Annotated in this window: 18 protein-coding genes; 9 read left to right on the forward strand and 9 right to left on the reverse strand. The window is 47.3% G+C overall.

Translation table 11 applies throughout. From position 1 onward, the window contains the following. Window positions 1–40: 40 nt before the first annotated feature. Window positions 41–1,354 (reverse strand): O-antigen ligase family protein, encoded by a 1,314-nt coding sequence (locus AK963_RS03330; protein WP_139117223.1) that lies wholly within the window; start codon window positions 1,352–1,354, stop codon window positions 41–43. 290 nt (window positions 1,355–1,644) lie between these two features. Between AK963_RS03330 and AK963_RS36545 the strand changes: the two genes are divergently transcribed. Then, window positions 1,645–1,773: a hypothetical protein gene (locus tag AK963_RS36545; RefSeq protein ID WP_274520493.1), complete on the forward strand. Its 129-nt coding sequence runs from the start codon at window positions 1,645–1,647 to the stop codon at window positions 1,771–1,773. A gap of 55 nt (window positions 1,774–1,828) precedes the next feature. Here the strand turns inward: AK963_RS36545 and AK963_RS03335 are convergent, their stop codons facing one another. The 6 genes from AK963_RS03335 to AK963_RS03360 all read right to left on the reverse strand — a co-directional run bounded on the left by AK963_RS03335 (window position 1,829) and on the right by AK963_RS03360 (window position 10,961). Then, window positions 1,829–2,641, reverse strand: a complete 813-nt coding sequence (locus AK963_RS03335) for a DUF1338 domain-containing protein (protein WP_066014058.1) — start codon at window positions 2,639–2,641, stop codon at window positions 1,829–1,831. Beyond that, window positions 2,638–3,909: a hydrolase gene (locus tag AK963_RS03340; protein WP_083232423.1), complete on the reverse strand. Its 1,272-nt coding sequence runs from the start codon at window positions 3,907–3,909 to the stop codon at window positions 2,638–2,640. The genes AK963_RS03335 and AK963_RS03340 overlap by 4 nt, the downstream gene beginning before the upstream one ends. Before the next feature lie 224 nt (window positions 3,910–4,133). Then, window positions 4,134–5,348 (reverse strand): aspartate aminotransferase family protein, encoded by a 1,215-nt coding sequence (locus tag AK963_RS03345; protein WP_066014059.1) that lies wholly within the window; start codon window positions 5,346–5,348, stop codon window positions 4,134–4,136. A 301-nt stretch (window positions 5,349–5,649) separates the two neighbouring features. Further along, window positions 5,650–8,760, reverse strand: a complete 3,111-nt coding sequence (locus AK963_RS03350) for an efflux RND transporter permease subunit (RefSeq protein ID WP_066014060.1) — start codon at window positions 8,758–8,760, stop codon at window positions 5,650–5,652. Between the two features lie 4 nt (window positions 8,761–8,764). Next, a complete protein-coding gene (locus AK963_RS03355) occupies window positions 8,765–9,838 on the reverse strand; it encodes an efflux RND transporter periplasmic adaptor subunit (RefSeq protein ID WP_175404421.1) in 1,074 nt (357 codons plus the stop codon). A gap of 370 nt (window positions 9,839–10,208) precedes the next feature. Further along, window positions 10,209–10,961, reverse strand: a complete 753-nt coding sequence (locus tag AK963_RS03360) for a hypothetical protein (protein WP_066014062.1) — start codon at window positions 10,959–10,961, stop codon at window positions 10,209–10,211. A 157-nt stretch (window positions 10,962–11,118) separates the two neighbouring features. On the opposite strand from AK963_RS03360, the gene AK963_RS31185 reads away from it, so the two are divergent. Beyond that, the gene (locus AK963_RS31185; protein ID WP_083232425.1) at window positions 11,119–11,343 is read left to right on the forward strand and encodes a DUF2061 domain-containing protein; all 225 of its coding nucleotides are present in this window, start codon (window positions 11,119–11,121) and stop codon (window positions 11,341–11,343) included. Here AK963_RS31185 and AK963_RS03365 read toward each other — a convergent pair. Continuing rightward, window positions 11,309–12,181, reverse strand: a complete 873-nt coding sequence (locus tag AK963_RS03365; protein WP_066014063.1) for a 6-pyruvoyl trahydropterin synthase family protein — start codon at window positions 12,179–12,181, stop codon at window positions 11,309–11,311. The genes AK963_RS31185 and AK963_RS03365 overlap by 35 nt on opposite strands. A 418-nt stretch (window positions 12,182–12,599) precedes the next feature. On the opposite strand from AK963_RS03365, the gene bioA reads away from it, so the two are divergent. Then, window positions 12,600–13,889: an adenosylmethionine--8-amino-7-oxononanoate transaminase gene (gene bioA / locus AK963_RS03375; protein WP_066014065.1), complete on the forward strand. Its 1,290-nt coding sequence runs from the start codon at window positions 12,600–12,602 to the stop codon at window positions 13,887–13,889. Between the two features lie 81 nt (window positions 13,890–13,970). Next, window positions 13,971–14,456 (forward strand): 6,7-dimethyl-8-ribityllumazine synthase, encoded by a 486-nt coding sequence (ribH, locus tag AK963_RS03380; protein WP_066014066.1) that lies wholly within the window; start codon window positions 13,971–13,973, stop codon window positions 14,454–14,456. 19 nt (window positions 14,457–14,475) lie between these two features. Here ribH and AK963_RS03385 read toward each other — a convergent pair whose 3' ends face one another. Continuing rightward, on the reverse strand, window positions 14,476–15,699 hold the full coding sequence (locus AK963_RS03385) for a dicarboxylate/amino acid:cation symporter (protein ID WP_083232426.1): 1,224 nt from the start codon (window positions 15,697–15,699) through the stop codon (window positions 14,476–14,478). Window positions 15,700–16,059: 360 nt separating this feature from the next. Here AK963_RS03385 and AK963_RS03390 point away from each other — a divergent pair, with 360 nt between their 5' ends. The 5 genes from AK963_RS03390 (at window position 16,060) to AK963_RS03410 (ending at window position 19,528) form a co-directional block, all read left to right on the forward strand. Next, window positions 16,060–16,386: a hypothetical protein gene (locus AK963_RS03390; protein ID WP_066014068.1), complete on the forward strand. Its 327-nt coding sequence runs from the start codon at window positions 16,060–16,062 to the stop codon at window positions 16,384–16,386. Window positions 16,387–16,454: 68 nt separating this feature from the next. Further along, the gene (locus AK963_RS03395; protein ID WP_066014069.1) at window positions 16,455–17,114 is read left to right on the forward strand and encodes a histidine phosphatase family protein; all 660 of its coding nucleotides are present in this window, start codon (window positions 16,455–16,457) and stop codon (window positions 17,112–17,114) included. Between the two features lie 117 nt (window positions 17,115–17,231). After that, a complete protein-coding gene (locus AK963_RS03400; RefSeq protein ID WP_066014070.1) occupies window positions 17,232–17,873 on the forward strand; it encodes an MBL fold metallo-hydrolase in 642 nt (213 codons plus the stop codon). Between the two features lie 52 nt (window positions 17,874–17,925). Beyond that, entirely contained in the window at window positions 17,926–18,585 is a 660-nt protein-coding gene (locus AK963_RS03405; protein WP_066014071.1) for a YiaD family glycine zipper/OmpA-like lipoprotein, read from the forward strand. Between the two features lie 280 nt (window positions 18,586–18,865). Further along, window positions 18,866–19,528, forward strand: a complete 663-nt coding sequence (locus AK963_RS03410) for a hypothetical protein (RefSeq protein WP_066014072.1) — start codon at window positions 18,866–18,868, stop codon at window positions 19,526–19,528. Window positions 19,529–19,645: the final 117 nt, after the last annotated feature.

Below are 19,645 nucleotides of genomic sequence, written 5' to 3' on the forward strand. Positions count from 1 at the left end.
AGGTAGACTACTCACTGCTGGCTTATTGTGTTCATTCCGGCTAGAGAGCATGATCCTCAGAGTTTTGGCTGGATTTTTCCATTGAGTGCTCAGCAATATTATAGGTCTGAGAGTCGATGATTTTTCTATCGGATTTTCTCTGAAGGTATCCCAGGGAGAGCCCAATCAAACAGAAAGCCAGTTGTCCATGTTCGACATAGAGGGTTGAGTTCCCCATACCTCCAACAATGATGTAAATACCTGTCATGATTCCGATAACCGGTTCCAGCTCCAGCTTTCGGTCAGAGTAGTATTGCTTAAGCCATTGCAAGTGTTTCCATGCTGCGATAAAGATAAAGCTTAGAATCAGCAGTAATCCAACATAGCCTCTATTCAGCAGGACGGAAGAGACCATATTGTGGCCATGGTTTGTATGGAAAAAGCGCTCAGCTTCGTATGGAGTTCCCCGTTGAGCAGCTACAGACTGCATATATTCTTCACTGGTGGCAATATCAAAATGGCGATCGCCAGCACCAAACATCGGGAAATCGGGGAGCACAAAAATTACGGAGTTAAAAATAACATCTCTTTTGCTTAAGAATGAACTGCCAGTGTCACCACCTTGAGCGTGGTATGTTGCTTTTGACTCAAAATTTTTCAACGCTGAAATATGATCACTGGCAATAAATACTAAGGTGCCCATTGCAATAACAGATAGTGCCAGTGAGGCTGTATTTTTCACATTGGGTTTGAGCTGTATACATATAGCTGCAACACTCATAACAAGAGCCACACCAAATGCGGTCATGGACTTCGCAACGACTAATGCTGCCGCAAAGAAAAGAGTCAGTAATAGAGGAAGGGCTTTTTTCCAGCCCTTGTTCATCATAAATATTGCAAGAGAAACGCCAAAAGCAATAGCAATGTAAAGTGCCGACTGATTTACGTGGCCTACGGAGTTGAGTTCAGGGTGTTCTGCTCCATCACGAATCCAGACATACCAGGACTCAAGAACGGCGATTAAGGTTCCCAGAATAATTGATGAGCCCAAAAGGGTGACTTTTGGGGTTGGTATGGAGGTTCTTGAAATCAGTATTGCCGGCAAAATCAATTTGGTGAACGTAAGGGCTCCACTTATTGGCTTCTCCCAACCAAATGGATTGGTGTAGGCTGAGATAAAGCCTGTTGCTAGAAACAGAGCAAGAACCCATTCCCAGGAGCGAAGCTTGCCGCCAAAATCCTTTGCTCTCCAGCTTTGTACACACCAGGTAATGATATAAATCACTAGCAGCAGGTTTTTAGGGCCTTCGTACATGGGGAGCACAAAAAGGAAAGCCACCAACAGAAAAAGCTCTGGCTTTGATATGGCTCGCATAAGTTGGGTTACCTGTATTGGGTTGCTGCCTAAATCATTGATCTGGCTGGTAATCTGGTGATAGAAGGAGGGAGGCTGAACGCTGCTGGCCAGCAACTACACTGTCTTCTCTAAAAAAACAGCATAGTGTAACTGGTATTGTTTCAAGATTCAGTAAACGAAATATAAGGATTCAACCTCCTGAAAGCCACTTATTCAGTAAGCTGCTAGGGGGGACCAACTGGACATACAACCAGCCACCCATTACTTGCGGCAGACAAGGCGCGAGCTGCGTAGTGTGGTTGCTCCACATGAGCAGTGAGCAACGCTGTATGGTGCAAATAATGGGAGGCCCTTCGGGTTGGTCATACAACCACTCATGCCGTGTTGGACGCCTTGAACAGGGAACCACCATGTCCTGCGCCGTTCGCCTTGCCTGAGTGCTTGTATGACCAACTGGTTGAATGGCCAGTTGGTAACACCCCCTAGGGCTGTTCAGGATTTCGGGCTGATATCGGTACTTTCAAAAATCTTATCCGCAGACGCTGCCACAAACCCCTGGTAAAGCTGACCACCGGGCATTGGGTATCGCAGGGCAAACTCGTAATAGCAACCGGGTATTTTCAAAATACCATCGGTAAAGCTGACTTCGATCTCTTTGGCCAGTGTTGAGGACTGTTCCAGTAAAACATCCGGTGACCCTTTAATCAGACCTCCACTGGTATTCATGACATAACCATTGTCCTGCAACAGTTGATTGACACTTTGAATATCAGGGTGTGAACTCAAATGATTGATGGATACTGTAAAGTGATTGGGGCGAAAGCCATGGGCTGCGACCCAGGAGGCATATTCACTTTCACTGGCGAGCTTCTGATACTGTTCTTTACTGATATTCCAGGGGCGACCGGAATAGCAGAAGCCCTGTTGGTTTGCCACGTCTTCTGAAACCTGGGATACCAAATCTTTGATAATATCCTGACAGTGCTTAGGAAGCTCCTCAACCTTCAGCTCACTGATAAAAACCTTGGGCAGGGTGTCATTGGTATGCTGGTAGTATTTGGCATATAGCTTTTTAGCTGGGAAGTGATAGTCATCAACGGCCTGGTAGCCAGCATCAAGAAATGGTTTTGCTATTTTATCCAGGGATACTTTGTCGAGATTGAAGGTGCGAAGGGCAATATGGTCATTGACCACCATACCTTGGTTTAGATTGGCAAATAGCTGGTGGATAGGTTTGGCATCCGGAGTCAGTGCCAGATAATCCTGCCACATGGCATCCAGTAACTGCTCAATGGTAAGTTTCATTTTTCACCTCCTGTTAGCCAATCCAGCCGATCTCCATTTGCGCTGTTATAGGCCAATGTCAGTAACAGGGCAGCACTGAGGCGTGCTCTCGGTACCAGACTTTTAACGTTTAAATATTCCTGATCACTGTGAATGGCCCCACCCTGAACGCCAAGGGTATCGATATTAGGGATACCTGCAGAAGCAAGGTTGTTACCATCACAACAACCTCCAGTAGGTTTAATGTCCAGTGGAATGCCCAGCTCATGCCCGATGTTTTTGGCCAGGGAGAGCAGTTGTTCGTTGGCAGGGCTAAGCACTTTGGGTTTGCGGGTAAATCCGCCGTGCAGTTCCAGCTGAATGCCATCACGTCTGTTTATATCTTCAATGATTTCTCCGAGTTTCTGCAGGCACCACTGTTCATCATCCGGTTGTTCAAGGCGAATATTGAACTTGTGAATACAGCGGTCGGGGACAATGTTGGTCGGGCCACCACCATGAATATAGCCGGGGTTAAAGGTGATGCCTGGCCGCTGACCATTCAGATCGTCCATGGCAGACACAAAATCACAGAGGGCTCGGATGGCGTTTCGGCCCAGATGGTGTTCACGACCGGCGTGAGCCGCTTTCCCTTGACTGACAACGGTAAAGTTGCCGCTGCCTTTACGTTGACCGGCAAGGTTGCCATCAGGAAAGCAGGGTTCGAATATCATGCCCAGATGGACCCGTTGCGCAGCCTCTTGAATCAAGGGGGCTGAACCAGGTGAGCCAATCTCTTCATCGGGGTTAAATAATATCTCCCAACCGATCTGATCAGCCCATGGGCTTTGCTCAAGCACTTCCAGTGCCTTGAGCATCACAAGAATACCGCCTTTTAAGTCAGTAACACCGGGGCCATTGATGGTGTCATCGTCCAGCCAGCGAACCTTTTGAAAAGGGCTGTCTTTCGGGAAAACGGTATCCATATGACCGCACAGAAAAACCTGAAGGGGGGCTTCAGGGCGTTTGCGAATTCTTAAGGCATCACCCAGCGGGTGTTGAATTATATATCCGCTGTCGTTTACGACCTCCCACGGGGTGACAGGTATACGTTCATAGTCTTTTGATAGGTGAGTGGTGAACTCCTGCAGCTTTTCCAGAACCTGATTAACGCCTTTCTGGTTCAGGCTACCAGAGTTGATTTCAGCCAGTTCAATGGTTCTGGCCAGCATTTCATCATGCTGATCATTCAGTAAATCCAGCCAGGGGAGAATCTCTTGAGGAAGCATATTACTTGTCGGCTTAACCATATTGGTATGCCTCGTTTTATTTATTCTGAGGTCTATACCCATCGCTTTTCAGGCTACTACACTGTTGACTGCACTCACTAACTGGGGCGCCAGCTCGGCTCGATGACTTACTCTTTGTAAGCTCACGGGGCTTCACTTACTTGCCGACGTGTAGCAACCTGAAATCCTTTGGGTATATGTATGGCTAAAACACCTCTGCTGAAGGGCAGAGGTGCTCAGGGCTTTCAGGCGGAAACTACTTTAGCAACCGCTCTCTCCAGGCGTGCCATACCCTCATCAATGTCTTCGTCAGGTATAATGAGTGATGGTGCAAAGCGAAGGACATTTGGCCCGGCAACCAGCATCATCAACCCTTCATTTGCGGCAGCAGCAAGAAAATCTTTGCCTTTGCCATGATACTTCTCGACCAGCTCAGCACCAATCAGCATGCCTTTACCACGGACGTCGGCAAAAATACCGTATTTGCTGTTTATGGATTCCAAGTGTTTCCGGAAGCGGTCATGCTTTTTACTGACGTTATCCAGCAGCTGTGGATCATTAATGATTTTGATCACTTCCAGTGCTACTGCACAGGCCAGCGGGTTACCCCCGTATGTGCTGCCGTGAGTACCAAAACCAAAACTTTCCGCCACCTTGTCAGTGGTTAGCATGGCACCAATAGGGAAGCCCCCGCCAAGGGATTTTGCACTGGTAAGAATGTCAGGCGTTACACCAAGACCCATATAGGCAAACAGCTTGCCGGTTCTGCCCATGCCGGACTGAACTTCATCAAAAACCAGCAGAGCATTATGCTGGTCACAGAGTTCTCTGACGCCTTTCATAAATTCAGGGTCGGCAGGAATAACTCCGCCTTCCCCCTGGATGGGCTCAGCGACAACGGCACAGGTGCGGTCAGAAATAAGTGCTTTCATTGCATCAAGGTCGTTATAGGTCGTGTGCAGAACACCGCCAGGAACAGGCTCAAAACCTTCACAGTATTTCTTTTGACCGCCTACGGTCACCGTAAAGAGCGTTCGGCCATGGAAAGACTGATAGAAGGAGATGATCTCATGCTTTTCCGGACCAAAGTTATCATAGGCGTACTTTCTGGCCAGTTTAAAAGCGGCTTCGTTGGCTTCTGCGCCGGAATTACAGAAGAAGACTTTGTCAGCAAAGGTGCTGTTGATTAACTGTTGAGCCAGTTCAAGAGCTGGTTCATTGGTATAAATATTACTCAGATGCCACAGTTCTTCACCTTGCTTTTTCAGGGCATCAATCAGTGCCGGGTGACAATGCCCCAGGGCATTGACGGCGATGCCGCCTGCAAAGTCCAGATATTCTTTCCCTTCCTGGTCCCAAACTCGTGACCCCTTCCCTCGCACTGGCACCATGGACTGGGGCGCATAATTGGGAACCATGACCTGATCAAAGGTTGAGCGATCGACGGGGTGCTCTGACATACTGTTACCTCTTGGCTATATGGGGCTGCTATCTACTTTATACCCTTCGCCTTTCAAGCTGCTACTTTGTTGGCTGCGTTCGCTCTCCCCGATCACTTACTCTTCGTAAGCTCACGGGGCTTCACTGACTTGTCGCCGCGTAGCAACTTCAAATCCTTTGGGTATAGAAATCTCACCAATTCGGCGATTTCCTGTCGTTTGAACTGCTTATGGCTGCTCAAATAGCTAAAGCCCGTTTTTATCATTTATAAGAATAATTCTACACAAGCCTTAAGAGTTTGTACGGGTATATTTACGGTTCTTATACGGTTTTTCCCTGCATTTTGCTGAACAGGTAGTAAAGTACCGGTACTACGACCAGGGTCAGCAGTGTGGAAACCATCAGTCCACCGATAATTGTCCAGCCCATGGGGGACCACATGACCGAGTTAGACAGCGTCAATGGCAACAGGCCACCAATCGTCGTCATGGTGGTGAGCAATATTGGGAGCATGCGGGTTTGCCCTGACTCAATGATTGCGTCCTTCAGGCTATGTCCGCCCTTACGAAGCAGGTTGGCATAATCCACCAGAATAATGGAGTTATTGACCACGATACCCACCAGAGAGGTCAGCCCTATAAAGGCCGTAAACGAGAAAGTGTATCCTGCCAGCCAGAGAGCTAGGACCATTCCGGTCACGGCAAAAGGAATGGCAGTAAACACCACGGCAGGCTGTGAGAAGGAGTTAAACTGTAAGACCAGTACAGCAAAGATGCCCAGCATGGCAATCAGCAATACTTTGGTCATGCCGGCAAAGGACTCTTTTCGCTGCTCCTGTTCCCCGCCTACCTGATAGCTCACACCTTCCGGCCAGTCGTATTGGTCCAGCTTTTCGACAATGGCGTTAGTCACCGGGTCAGCCTGATAATCACCTTTCAGGTCTGCTGTTACCCTGGCCATACGTTCTGTCATATGGTGTTGAAAACGGGGCAGGGCGCTTCTCATTTCCAGAGTGACCAGCTGTCGAATGGGAATCAGCTGCCCAGAGGCAGACTTCACAACCATATAGTTGAAGTCTTCTATTCTGGGACGGTATCCCGAGTCATTACTGCTAGCCCTTGTTTGATGGCCTTGATAGCGCACAATAATTGGATAATCTTCTCCCGCTTCATCCCGGAACTGGCTGACCGTCATCCCAACCAGGCTGGCCCGGATGACTTCATCAATAGACTGAATGGCCACGCCGTACATGGCCGCCTTCTCCCGGTTGATATTCACGTGCAGATCAATTTTTGGTTTATCGATCGGATTGTCAACATTCACAGTGCCAGGTGTGTCGAGCATGATCTGCTCAACTTCCCGTGAAGCAATGAGTACTTTGCTGAGATCATCACCCACAACCCGTATGGAAACCGGCGCTTCATAGGGAGGCCCCTGAAGCAGTTCCTTAACAGTAATTCGGGCACCGGGGATCAGGGCAAACTGAGTTCTCAGATCATCCACAAATGGTTCTACTTCACTGAGCTTTCCGGTATGAAGCCGCACTACCAGTTGAGCGTAATTCGGTACTTGTCGTTTAGGGAAAATGTTGTAGTAAATACGTGGGTTATCTTTGCCAATATTGGTGGCAATGGAGCGAACCAGTGGGTATGGTTTCAGGATTTCTTCAACCCGAATCGACATGTCCCGCGTCTGATTAAAACCAGAACCTTCCGGCAGCTCAATATTCACTAGGAACATGGGCTTTTCTGCTTTTGGAAACATACTGACTCCCAGCTGGCCTGCCAGCAGTATCGAGCCAGCGAGCACCATAATGGCAATGGTCAATATCTGCCACGGGTGCTTCAGGGAGTAAACAAGCGCTGTCCGGTAACCATTACGAGCAAACGATTGAACCAGTCGCAGCAAGACCGGATCTTTATTTGTCGTATCTTCGGTTTGTTTGCCTGCATGTCTTTTCAGGAAAAGGCTGGCGAGCAGCGGCGTCAGCATCAGCGCAACCAGCAGAGAAGCAATCAGGGTCAGGATAACGGTAACCGGCATGGACCGGAGGAATATGCCCGCTCCGGTCTGTAGCCCCAGTATCGGGACAAAGGCCAGTACCGTGGTCAATGTGCCGCTGACAACAGCCCAGCCAACCTGACTGGCACCTTTGGCTGCTGCTTCTCTTGGGCTTAGGCCTTCCCTGAGAAAGCGGCTGACGTTTTCGGTGACCACAATCGCATTATCGACCAGAAGGCCGAGGGCGATGACCAGTCCGGCAATGGACATCTGCTGTAAGCCAAAACCGGCAATATCCAACCAGGCCAGACCAATCAGCACGGAAATGGGGATGGCCAGAATAACGACAATGGCTGAACGTGCACCCAGCAGGAAAAGCGTGAGCAGGCCAACCAGTACAAGGCCCTGCAGCAAACTGTCAAAAAACTGCGAAACCCGTTCATCAACAGACTCCGCCTGATCATGGGCAAGTACTACATCAATACCTTCAGGTAAATCTTTGCGAAAGTTATCCAGTACTGCATTCAGACCTGACATGACATCAAAAATATTGCTGCCTTCCCGCTGAACAACGCTGATAAAAACAGCCCTTGAGTCATTGTATCGAGCCTCATAGGTCGGAAGTGAGCTGGTCAGTTCAATCTCTGCAATATCCTCAACATAGATAATCTTGCCGGGAGCGGAATGAACTGCCGTTCTGTTGATCTGCTCGATAGTACGGAAATCACCACTGGTACGGACAGTAAAGCGACGCTCTCCAGCCAGTACGTGTCCGCCAGGCAGGTTGGTGCCAGAGCGTTGGATAGCCTGAACCAGATCTTCCAAACCAATACCCAGCTCTTTCATTTTGATCAGGTTGGCTTTGACATGAATCTGTTGCTCAGGCAGTGCTTCAACAGTCGCACGTTTGACGCCAGGTACTCGTTCAAACTGTTTTTCCAGCTTTTCTGCGAGGAATTTTAATGTGAGATAATCGTGTTCAGCTTTTCCGCTCTCGGTGGTCATTGCCACCTGAAGAACATTGACATCAATCGGTGAGATTCGGTCAATGGCAAGTACGGCGATGTCGTCTGGTAGCGAGTCTCTGATTCGGGATACTTCTGCAACAACATCGTCGTATTTATCCTGTGGATCGGTGCCATACAGAAACTCGACCTGGATAACGGCCAGCCCGTCTTCAATATTCGATTTGAGGACTTTTATGTCATCCAGCTCGTTAATGGCCTCTTCGACAGGATCAACGATCAGTTTCTCCATATCCAGTGGGCTGGTGCCGGGATAAACAACCCGGACCATGGCTGCTGAGAATTTGAACTGAGGGTCTTCCGAGCGGGGCATGGAGTTCAGGGATACCACACCCAGTGCAACCATCAGCAGAATGATCACCAGGGTAAATCGGTGATGAGCAATGGCGATAGCGGGCAGTTTCATGGTGTTACTGCTCCTGCTGAACTTTTGTATCTATATAGGCTTCATCACTGGCAATGACGTTGACCTTTTCGCCATGCCTGAGCAATCCAGCTCCTGTGGTAATCAGCGGCTCGCCCTGTTGAATACCATCGCTGACGGCTGCCATACGTCCGTCAAGATAAGTGAGGGAGACGGTACGTTGCTCCGCGGTCTGTTGTTGCTGGTCCAGAAGAAAGACCTTTGCGGTTTGTTTCAGGTCGTTTACTTCACTCTGAATAATTGCAGTTACAGGAATCAGGGCAACTTTTGTACCTGAGGAGGGCTGTATATCAATTTGGCCAACAAAGCCGGAGCGAAGCTGTGAGTTACCGACAGGTAGACTGATTTCAATCTCGAAAGTACCTGTATTCGTTGCCAGAGGTGTCATTTGAGTGACAGTTCCTTCGAACGCCTGAGCCGGCAGAGCATCAAAATAAATAGAAGCTGCGTCGCCGATTGCCATACGAACAATATCCTGGTCCGTAACACTGCTTCGGATAACCCATCCTTTGCTTTCATCAGCAACCACCAGGATAGGCTGGTAAGGTGATACCAGCTCATTGGGTTCTACATGGCGCTGCAATACCAGGCCTGCTGCAGATGCATGGATGCTTGAATAGGCACGGTTGAACTTGGCAATGCGCAATTTACTTTCAGCGATGGTCAGCTCGGTTTCAGCGGACTGGAGTTTCTCAAGAGAAAGCACATTGGTTTTATGGAGCTGCTGGAAACGCTTCAGGTTTTTTTTGGCCAGTGACACTCTGGCTTCCGCTTCATCGACCTGAGCATTGATTTCATCCAGTGCAAGACTGGCCAGCAGTTGTCCTTTGGTGACGGTGTTTCCCGCTTCGACCCGTATTTGCGTCACTGGGCCAGAGGTCTTAAACGAGAGCGTTTGTTGGGATTTGTACGACAATATTCCACTGGTCTGGATGGGCTGTGAATATTCCTGATATTTGACCGGTTGTATTTGAACAGCAACAGGAGGTTTGTCTTCGGCGGTAGCTGAGGCTGTGTACAGCGTTATTGAGAATAAAGGGAGTAAAACTCTTTTTCTCAAAAAATATCCACAAAGCATTTGAGCAGTCCTTTGAGCCAGCGTTTTTCTTTTTAGGCTGGGCTCTTTTTAGTAGTACTAAAGTACTTTAAATTTATGATCGGCCATAGCTTACCTGATTATTTACATAACTTAACCATTTTCTTTTTCTGCTGCAGGTATTGATAAGAACGGAAATTGAGTAAGAAATGATGAGTTTTTTATTGCTGCACAAATTTATGTTCATTAAGGAGAGTTGAGATCATTAACCTGTTGTTAAAGGGGTTGATGAAATTCTGAATAAGCAATAAATGAAAGGAGTAAGCCGCTATCTCTAAAGGTGATCAGCGGCTTTTAATGGGAATGTGCTGTTTTTCAGAGGTCTGCTTAAAGGTTAGGCAGCTGGAGCTGATCCGGACCCTGAAGCATTTCTGGTGGCTTCAGCCTTTTGCAATACATGTTCGAGAGACCCTGATCCTGAAGCTCTACTGGCAATCTCTGCCTGCTTTAGTTCATGTTGAATAACTCCGAAGATCTGCTGAAACTCACTGTCATAGCGAACCAGACTTTGGGTAAACTCCGGCATTAATTGAGCTATTGGCTGTCCTGTATTCTCTGGGAGTGATTCCGGGATCAGTTTGATGGCTTGAGTTAAATGGTATTCAGTTTGACGGACAAACGTCATCAACCGTTCATACTCTATCCCTATGCTTCGAGGGTCTGGCTTTCTGCCTGAACGGGAAAGTGCCATTTCATCGAATACCTGCTGAAGCCTAACGTCATACGCAGCCAGCGTGTCATTGACTTGCCTCAGTTTGCTGACATGGCTTGCATCCACAGCAGCGCCTACGGGGGCAACAGGCGCTGACTGAACATTATTGCTGGCATCAATGGCCGCAACTTCTGGCTGTTTTCCAAGCGCCATATCCGGACGAAATGGGTTGGTAGCGGCCAGATTGGCCAGAAGGTTTTCTACCTTATTAAAATCCATTTCAAGCATTTTGGGGAGCTCGGTCAGCTTACTGGTAAAGCTGGCCTCAACTTTATCCTCGGCAGCAGCCTGGACTGATGGGCCTATCTCAGGGTCTTTGGTGGGGTCAGGTTGGACTGGGCGATTATTGATCTGATCCGTCAGTGACGACGACATAGCACGTTCTCCTTTTGGCCATTACCTAAAGGTTAGTAGATTATTGATAGCTTTTAACTATTAATGAACTAGGTTTGTTTTATTTTATTTATTGATAATCATTCTCATATAATAAGAGCCAACAATGATTAAGTGATTACGAAGACCGGAGGACAAGATGGCTAAGACAGTTTCTTTTGCAGCAGTACACTTTTGTGTTGCGTTTTCAGTAGGTTATCTAATGACTGGCGATATTATGATCGGTGGTGCACTGGCGATGGTTGAGCCTGCTGTGAATACCGTGGCTTATTATTTCCATGAAAAAGTCTGGAATCGATTTAAAAATGTTAGACCAAAGCATACCGCTACTACTCTCTACCCACGGAAGGCTCTGAGTGCATAGCAATGGCTCCTTTATTCAGCCCTTCAAAAGCGACGACCCGAATGGTCTTGCCAGGCTTTCGCTCAGCCAAACAGAGCGCAATGTGGGTAGCAAGCAGTTCAACAGTGGAGTCAGTATCGATCAAGTAGCAGTTACTACAGGGCAGGCTGATCTCAAAGTACCCCTGGTTGGCTGTGTAGCAGAATCGATAATGCTCCACGTTACTCTCGTGGAAGGAAGCCTGTAGATCTTCTTTTGTGGCTATATAGATGTCACGCCACTGTGATGCCCACCAGGCCTCCAGAGCCTGATCCCGTTGCTCATCGACAAAAACCCTGATTTGGGAGCGGTGCCCATGAGCAATCCGCTGGCAATCCCCATCGTGTTTCTTTAAACCATGGCTGTAATGATAGTAAGCCCCGCCAATGTCTTCAGGGTATAACCGGAGTTCAACCGTTGTGACATTGCCTGGCAGTTCCCGGTGTATGGCCTCCTCCAGAAAGGGGGTAAGCAACTCCGGAGTTATAGCCTCTGAATCAACCAGCAGAACAGCCTGTGCTGGTGCTGAACAGGTAATAATCCCATGGCAGGTTTGAAAGCGAACAACTAACTGCTCTTTGTTATGGGTAATGGAGGTCTCTTCTGCGTTCAGGGGAACCAGAAGGCGGTGGTCTGACAGGCTATCCAGCATTGCTTTAACCTGTTTCTTCACATGCCCAAAATCAAACACCATGCCCTGTTCATCAAGCTCGCCACCCAGCATGACATCCACAAGCCAGGTTTCACCCACCAACCCGCGCTTTGGACAGAGGTAACTGAAGTCCAGGGTCGACAGTTGGTTTACGAACAGAGCCTGCATATTACTTCCACAATAGCTGCAGCCACTTTTGAAAAATGTCTCATAGAACACTCATCAATAGTGACGAATGGATTTGAAGATCATCTGATTTTGGAACGAACTATTCAAATTATCCACAGGGGCAGAGTAGGTTAGGATTAAGAAAACAGCCATAAGGGGTAAACAATGCCCATCGTATTTTCTATATCCCTGTTGTACTGACTGTCTGAAGCCTGAATCTGTGTTGAAGCTCCTCGCCAGAACCATGGCTCTTCACTTCCCTTTGTCTTATGCCTTACGCTTCCGTCAACCATTCTCATAACGGGTTTGGTAAATTTGATAGGTATAAAGTGCTGTTTACGCTTGCTACATAACAGCGCCGCGATTATCTTCTCCATCCGGAAAGGTCAAACACATTACGTGTCAAAAGGAGTCAGGCTTGAGCCCTCTAATAACCCCGGAAGAGCTGATCTTTGATGCCGAACATATCTGGCACCCATACAGTACGACCATTAATCGCGTGGATATGTTCCCGGTGGTTGGGGCAGATGGTGTCTATTTGCATCTGAATGATGGCCGTCGCGTTATTGATGGCATGTCTTCCTGGTGGTGCATGGTGCATGGCTATAACCATCCTGAAATGAATGCGGCACTAAAGAATCAGATTGATGATTTCTCCCATGTCATGTTTGGTGGCCTGACTCATAAGCCTGCAATTGATCTGGCTAAGAAGCTGGTGGCGATGACCCCCGAGCCTATTCAAACGGTGTTTTTTGCAGACTCAGGCTCTGTGGCTGTTGAAGTTGCTATCAAAATGGCCATGCAATACTGGATAGCCCGTGACAGGCCTGAAAAGAATAAGATGCTGACCGTCAGGGGGGGCTATTACGGGGATACCACTGGTGGAATGTCTGTCTGTGACCCCGATGGCGGCATGCACCACTGGTTTACCGGTATTCTTCCTCAGCATTATTTTGTTCCCCGGCCTGAGTGTCGTTTTGGTGAAGCTTTTGAAGAAAGGCATATTGACGAACTGCGTCAGATACTGGATCGACTGGGAAATCAGCTGGCGGGTGTGATTATTGAGCCCATTGTTCAGGGTGCTGGAGGCATGTATTTTTATTCACCAGAATATCTGGTTCGTCTGCGCCAGTTGTGTGACGACTATGAGGTACTGCTGATTCATGACGAAATCGCTACGGGGTTTGGTCGCACTGGAAAGCTGTTTGCCTGTGAACATGCTGGTGTTGTTCCGGATATCATGTGTGTCGGAAAGGCCCTGACGGGGGGGTATATGACGATGGCCGCAACTCTGTGTTCAGAGGAGGTCAGCCAAACCATTTCTGAACACGGCCCTTTTATGCACGGCCCTACCTTTATGGCCAATCCATTGGCCTGTGCTGCAGGTAATGCCAGCCTGGAGATTTTGTCCAGGGGCGAATGGCATGGTCAGTTGTCGGCGATTGAGAAAATACTCAGGGAAGGCTTAATGCCCTGTTTTGAAATGCCTGCGGTTGCTGATGTCCGGGTGTTGGGGGGTATTGGTGTCGTAGAGCTGAAAGAACCCGTGGTGATGTCCGAAATTCAACCTCTGTTCGTTGAAGAGGGGGTTTGGGTTCGGCCTTTTGGCAAGCTGGTTTATGTGATGCCTCCCTATGTCATTTCCCACGATGAGCTGAAAACGCTTTGTAGCAGCATTTGCCGAGTGCTTCATCGGGTTAATCGTTAAACAGGTTTGCCGGAAGACCGGCAGCCAGCTAACTTTCATCTTCAAACTATTATTTTATCGTTACTTAAAGGAGTATCCCTGATGGGCGCAGGCCTTCCTAAAACCCCGGAACAGTTTCACAAAATCCCTCATGCACGCTTGGCGATTATAGGCAGCAGCTGGCACAGTGACTGTGTCGATGCCATGATTAATCGAGCTCAAAAAGAGCTCCTGGCACTGGATGTTAAGCCGGAGAACATCTCTATTCACAAAGTCCCGGGCTCACTGGAGCTTCCGCTTGCTGCACGGATTCTGTTTGAAAAAGACCCGGGTCTGGATGCTATCCTGGCTTTTGGGGTGGTTCTGAAAGGCATCACCAGCCATGATGAGATGGTGCTTCATGGTGTATTTGAAGGTTTTATGGATGTAACAGAGCGCTTCGGAAAGCCCGTGATCAATGAAGTGATCGGGGTGGATAGCGTGGAAGACGCGAAAAAACGCTCCGGTGATGATCACATGAACAAAGGCGTAGAGGCAGTGTACGCCACCTCTGAGCTTTTACACTGGATAAGCCAGGTTAAAGGTTAAGAATTCAAGGTGGATTACTTTAATTGTGATCCACCTGAGTCGCTTTATCACTCTCTCCCTCTCTCAAACTCATATCTGATAACAGGTCGGCGTTAACCATGGCGGTCACACAAGAGTCTGACCACACGTTAATGGCACTCTCAAGCATATCAATCAAGGCATAGAACGGCAGAATAATAACCAGTAGCTGAAGGGGCACCCCCATAGCGGCCAGAAATGCGCTGGACAGCATATAACAGCCCATGGGAACACCGGCATTACCAATGGCGGCAATACTGGCAATCACTATCCATGAGAGCAGCTCCAGAGGTGAGAATATCACGCCGTTGCTCTGGGAGACAAAGAGAACCGTAATCAGTATGAAGGCAGCGCAGGCATTCATATTAACAGTGATGCAAAGGGGGAGGCTGAAACGGGCCACCTTGCTCTGAACTTTCATGTCTTTTTCTGCACATTCAACGGCATAGGGCAGTGCTGCTGCTGATGATTTTGCAAAAAAAGCAACTGTCAGGGCTGGCCACATGGCTTTCATGGTTTGCCAGGGGGAAATCCCTTTGAATTTCAGAAACAAGGGTAATATCAGACCAGCTTGAACGATATTAGCCAAAAGCACACAGAGCAAATAGAGAGCAAGGTCCTGAAGAATTGCCTGGCCCTGAAGATCATGGATGAACTGGTTAACGAATGCCCATACGGCGAGAGGCATGAGCTTGAGGATCAGTCCGGTCATTTTCATGATGGCAGCAAACATGCTGTCAAAAAAGGAATGCAGAACCTCCTTGTGCCGGTTTTCCAGAGCCATAGTGGCAGCACTGAGGAGGAGAGCCAGAAATAAAACGCCCATCACATTATGGGTATAGAAAGGCTCAATAAAACTGGAAGGAATCACTCCAATTAGATAGGACCAATAACTTCCTGAGGGGCCTGAAGGCTCGGCAGCTGCGGCTAATGGGCTTACATTTCCCGCCGGAGCTATGAATAAGTATAGAGCCAGGGCAACAGTGGCAGCGACCAGAGTCGTGATCACCGTATATTTCAGAACCTGGCCGCCGAGGTGCTTAACATCGGAAGCATTGCCCATACCGGAAAGGGTTGAAACCAGTGCGAAAAAGATAATTGGGAGGCTGATAAGTTTCAGCATCCGAATAAACAGGTCGGATACAACCTCACTGGCCTGATTAAGCTCATTAAGATCAAGCCATCCTGTGATGACCCCGAATAATCCGGCTATGAGTAAAATCATAGTGCTATTTATAATTGGTTGTTTTTCCTTGTTTTTTTTGCTTGTTTGCATAGGTTTGGAAATCTGTCTACTGGATTGAATTATGATAATAGACACGATTTTTACTGGTTATTATTTTGTTTTGGTATTTACTTAGGCTGTATTGGTAGAGATAGGTTCATTCATCTAATTATCATTATTTAGAGTGCTTTGTATTGAATCAATGAATAGTTTTTACCTCTATTATTTTAGAGAGGAATATGCTTTTTGGTACTTCTGACCAGTGTTTTTTTGACTACACTACCTACCTCAAAGGCCTGTGCAGCTGCACACTAATGATTCTATAAAGTGACGCCTGCTGAATTACTGAGGAGTAGTAACGTGTTGAGACGAACCCGCTTTTCACTGTCTATATCTGAGCCAAGGCCAAAGCCGACAAAAAAAGAGTGGATCTATCAGTGGTCCCTGATCCCTGAGGATTTCTCCACAGAAGATACGGATGATGCTGATGAGTACATCCAGGAATGGAACTTTCCCTACCCCGGGCAGAAAGAGTTTCTCCTGGTCGACCCTGCTGGCTTGGTTAAGGCGAGTGTGCCTCTGATGCAGAAAAAGAGGCTTCAGAGAGGGAAGCTGACCTATTTAAGGCGAAGGAGCGCTCAGTTTCAGGTACCTGAACCCACGCTTTTAGTTAGTTTTAAAAAATGAACTCTGTTATTAAAAAAGTAACTTATCTCACTCTATTAACAATGATAATAATTGGTGCAGGGGTATGTATGGAAGCTTCAGCAATGGATCCCGTAATAGAAGAAAGCAGTGATGGAGGGATAGTTCTTATTCGCCATGGTGAAGGAGAGCATAATATTGAACATATTTATAACAGTAACCCGGAAAATAGCGGGTATAAACCCGTAAAACTCACGGAGCATGGTCGCGAGCAGGTTCGGGAAACATCTGATAGCCTTATTGATGCAGGCATCAACGGTGACAATGTCTGTAAAGTAGTGGTTTCTCCCTTACCCAGAACCATTGAAACGGCTGATATTGTGATGGGTAAATTGCAGATAGCCCGTTTTCTTCGAGAAGTTGATCTGCGAGCAATTGAGCAGAATATCGGGGACAGAGAAGGGCAGGACTATCGCCAATTTAATGAGCCTGACTTCTGGTTCCCAGCAGACCCCAAAAGTTATGGCGGAGAGACCCGTGCTGAGATGCAGGGCAGGATGGAATCCCTTATTCAAAGCATTGTGAATGACAGCGATTGCGATCTGAATAAACAGTTCGTAATTGTTGTCAGTCATGGTAGCCCACTGCTTCTGGCTCAGGAGTTCTTGGGTTTGGGCAATGAACGACTGGAAACGGCAGGCTACCGGATTATTCCCGTTTCCCAGGTTCAAAAGTTCGTTAACGGTAATGTCAGAAAAAGTAAATTGTGATTGTGGATAAGATCCAACAGCAGTTTTCTTCACTAATGCAGCCTACAAAGGGAAAGACCTGATTCAAAAATAATATTAGAATCTTGGCCGAACATAGAAAACTACTGTGAAGGTCAAATGACAAACCAAACAGCCTTTATTCGGCAGACTTTCCCTGTTGGGCCCCTGCAGTGCAACTGTACAATTATTGGTGATCCGTTAACCCGTAAGGCGTTTGTCGTTGATCCCGGTGGTGACCCTGAAGTTATTATGGCAAAGCTTCGGGAGCTGGATTTACAGGTTGTTGCCCTTATCCATACGCATGCGCACCTGGATCACTTCCTTGCCAGTGGCGATATCAAAAAGCAGACGGGTGCTCCAATCTATCTTCATGAGGGGGATAAGTTCCTTTGGGATAACCTTGAAATGCAATGCCGCATGTTCGGTGTTCCTTACCGTCCGGTACCTGACCCAGATTACTGGTTAAAAGATGATGAAGAGCTGCCATGCTGTGAAGGTGTAGCCATGCACACCCCAGGGCATACGCCTGGTTCCATGTGTTTCTGGTTTGAAAAGCCAAAGCTGTTAATCGCAGGAGATACGCTGTTCCGCAGGTCTATTGGACGAACGGATTTGTGGGGCGGTGATTACAAAGCCATTGAGCGTTCGATCAAACAAAGGCTCTATACTCTGGACGAAGAAGCTGTTGTGGTTGCTGGACATGGCCCTGATACCACAATAGGTGAAGAAATCCGGGAAAATAGTATTATTCGCGGCTAAGCAGCCTTGAGCTGATAGAAAGTTCTAAGCTGATTTGCTAAGGAAGATCATTATGCAATTGAAAAAGTTATTTGCCGTCGCAACCCTGTTGATGGGGGTACTGCTTGCAGGCTGTCAGACAACCAACCCTTACACGGGTGAACAACAGGCCAGCAAGTCAACAAAATATGGCCTTGGTGGTGTTCTGGCGGGGGCTGCCATTGGTGCTATTGCTGATGGTGGTGATGGTGCCCTGAAAGGAGCCATTATTGGTGGTGCTGCAGGTGCTGGTTATGGCCACTATCTGGATCGACAGGAAACAGTACTGAGGGCTGAGCTGCAGGGAACCGGTGTGCAGGTATACCGTCAGGGCGATGAACTGAAGCTGATCATGCCATCCAATATCACGTTCGATTCAAGCAAGTCTGATATCAAGTCTGCTTTCTACCCAGTGCTTGGTTCTGTTTCGAAAGTCTTCAAGGAGTATGACCGTAACGTGATTGAAGTGGTGGGTTATACCGACAGTACTGGGGGAGATAAGATTAATGTACCCCTGTCTCAGGACCGTGCTGACAGTGTTGCTAACTATATTGCTTTTCAGGGCGTCAGCGGCGACCGCATTGCTGCCTATGGCCGGGGTTCTGCAGACCCGATTGCCAGCAATAAAACGGTTGAAGGTCGGTCCAAGAACCGCCGTGTAGAAATCAACCTGCTACCTGCTCCACAGCGTTAACTATTAAAAGGGGCGGAAATTTTTCCGCTCCTGCTTTCTGATGGTATTAGACTTTTTGCTACGAAAGAGTGACTAACAGTTCCGTCAGTTTGACTGACATCAGCTGTACATGGAAAAAAATCCCTGTAACCTGAAAGTATGTCTATTTAAGGTCACAGGAAGTGTTATGGCTGATGGATCAGTTACTATTTCAAACATTAACCGCTCTGGATTATCAGGTCAGCCTTCTGCTGTGCTTATTTCAAAGCCTGTCATTGTGTGAGCACGCCCTTCAGGAATTATGGGGGATAGCTCAGTTACACAGACATTAATACGAAATGCCAAAGGGCTTAATGGCTTTTCTGATCATAGTAAATTCTCTGACCGAAGTATTAATTTGCTCAATACTTTTCGCCAGATATGGAGCAGAAAAGAACTGAACGATATTGATTTGATCTGTGCTTTCAAATTTAAGCTGATTGGTGAGCCTCTTCTGGATAAGTGTGAAAATAAGGTTAAAGGGCGGGAGTTAATTGACCTTCAGGATTTAAAGAAGAAATTGAACAAAAAAACCTATGATGAGCAGCTGACAAAGAAACAGCGAAAGCTATTTAAACGAGGTAGAAGGCTTTTCAGGGCTAATGAATTATCCAATCGCAAGCTCATGCAGGCTGTTAGATATCACTTGATTAATAACTTATTCTTTTCAAAAAAAATAAATTTTCAGGAGCCCTATAGAGCTTGTACAGTAAAACGAATCCTTGAAGAAATAAAGAAATGTGAAAATAACGAAGTGAGAAGGTATCTTTTTCTGAGCAGAAGCAGGGTTCCTGATACTTTACTTACCAAAAGAGATATCTACGTTATCAAGGGTTATTTTGTAAGAAACAGAATAAGCTGGAGACGTTTAAAAAAGAAGAAAACTTCAGCACACAATGATAAAAGCGATTCTTCGGGAATGTAATTTAAATTGTGTAAACGCTTGTCGTTAATACTCCAAAATGGAGAATAACAATGAGCGTTGAAATCAACGAAAAACTGGTAGATCAAATAGCCAGTCAGATTAAAACTCAGGATGATC

It is taken from the genome of Endozoicomonas atrinae, from assembly GCF_001647025.1.
GTDB lineage: Bacteria > Pseudomonadota > Gammaproteobacteria > Pseudomonadales > Endozoicomonadaceae > Endozoicomonas > Endozoicomonas atrinae.

Coding starts and splice junctions, on each gene's coding strand:
- AK963_RS36545 (WP_274520493.1), top strand. CDS start 1,645: ATGAGCAGTGAGCAACGCTGTATGGTGCAAATAATGGGAGGCCCTTCG.
- ribH (WP_066014066.1), top strand. CDS start 13,971: ATGGGCGCAGGCCTTCCTAAAACCCCGGAACAGTTTCACAAAATCCCT.
- AK963_RS03340 (WP_083232423.1), bottom strand. CDS start 3,909: ATGGTTAAGCCGACAAGTAATATGCTTCCTCAAGAGATTCTCCCCTGG.
- AK963_RS03330 (WP_139117223.1), bottom strand. CDS start 1,354: ATGCGAGCCATATCAAAGCCAGAGCTTTTTCTGTTGGTGGCTTTCCTT.
- AK963_RS03350 (WP_066014060.1), bottom strand. CDS start 8,760: ATGAAACTGCCCGCTATCGCCATTGCTCATCACCGATTTACCCTGGTG.
- AK963_RS03395 (WP_066014069.1), top strand. CDS start 16,455: ATGGAAGCTTCAGCAATGGATCCCGTAATAGAAGAAAGCAGTGATGGA.
- AK963_RS03360 (WP_066014062.1), bottom strand. CDS start 10,961: ATGTCGTCGTCACTGACGGATCAGATCAATAATCGCCCAGTCCAACCT.
- AK963_RS03345 (WP_066014059.1), bottom strand. CDS start 5,348: ATGTCAGAGCACCCCGTCGATCGCTCAACCTTTGATCAGGTCATGGTT.
- AK963_RS03335 (WP_066014058.1), bottom strand. CDS start 2,641: ATGAAACTTACCATTGAGCAGTTACTGGATGCCATGTGGCAGGATTAT.
- AK963_RS03385 (WP_083232426.1), bottom strand. CDS start 15,699: ATGATTTTACTCATAGCCGGATTATTCGGGGTCATCACAGGATGGCTT.
- AK963_RS03410 (WP_066014072.1), top strand. CDS start 18,866: ATGGGGGATAGCTCAGTTACACAGACATTAATACGAAATGCCAAAGGG.
- AK963_RS03405 (WP_066014071.1), top strand. CDS start 17,926: ATGCAATTGAAAAAGTTATTTGCCGTCGCAACCCTGTTGATGGGGGTA.
- AK963_RS03400 (WP_066014070.1), top strand. CDS start 17,232: ATGACAAACCAAACAGCCTTTATTCGGCAGACTTTCCCTGTTGGGCCC.
- AK963_RS03365 (WP_066014063.1), bottom strand. CDS start 12,181: ATGCAGGCTCTGTTCGTAAACCAACTGTCGACCCTGGACTTCAGTTAC.
- AK963_RS31185 (WP_083232425.1), top strand. CDS start 11,119: ATGGCTAAGACAGTTTCTTTTGCAGCAGTACACTTTTGTGTTGCGTTT.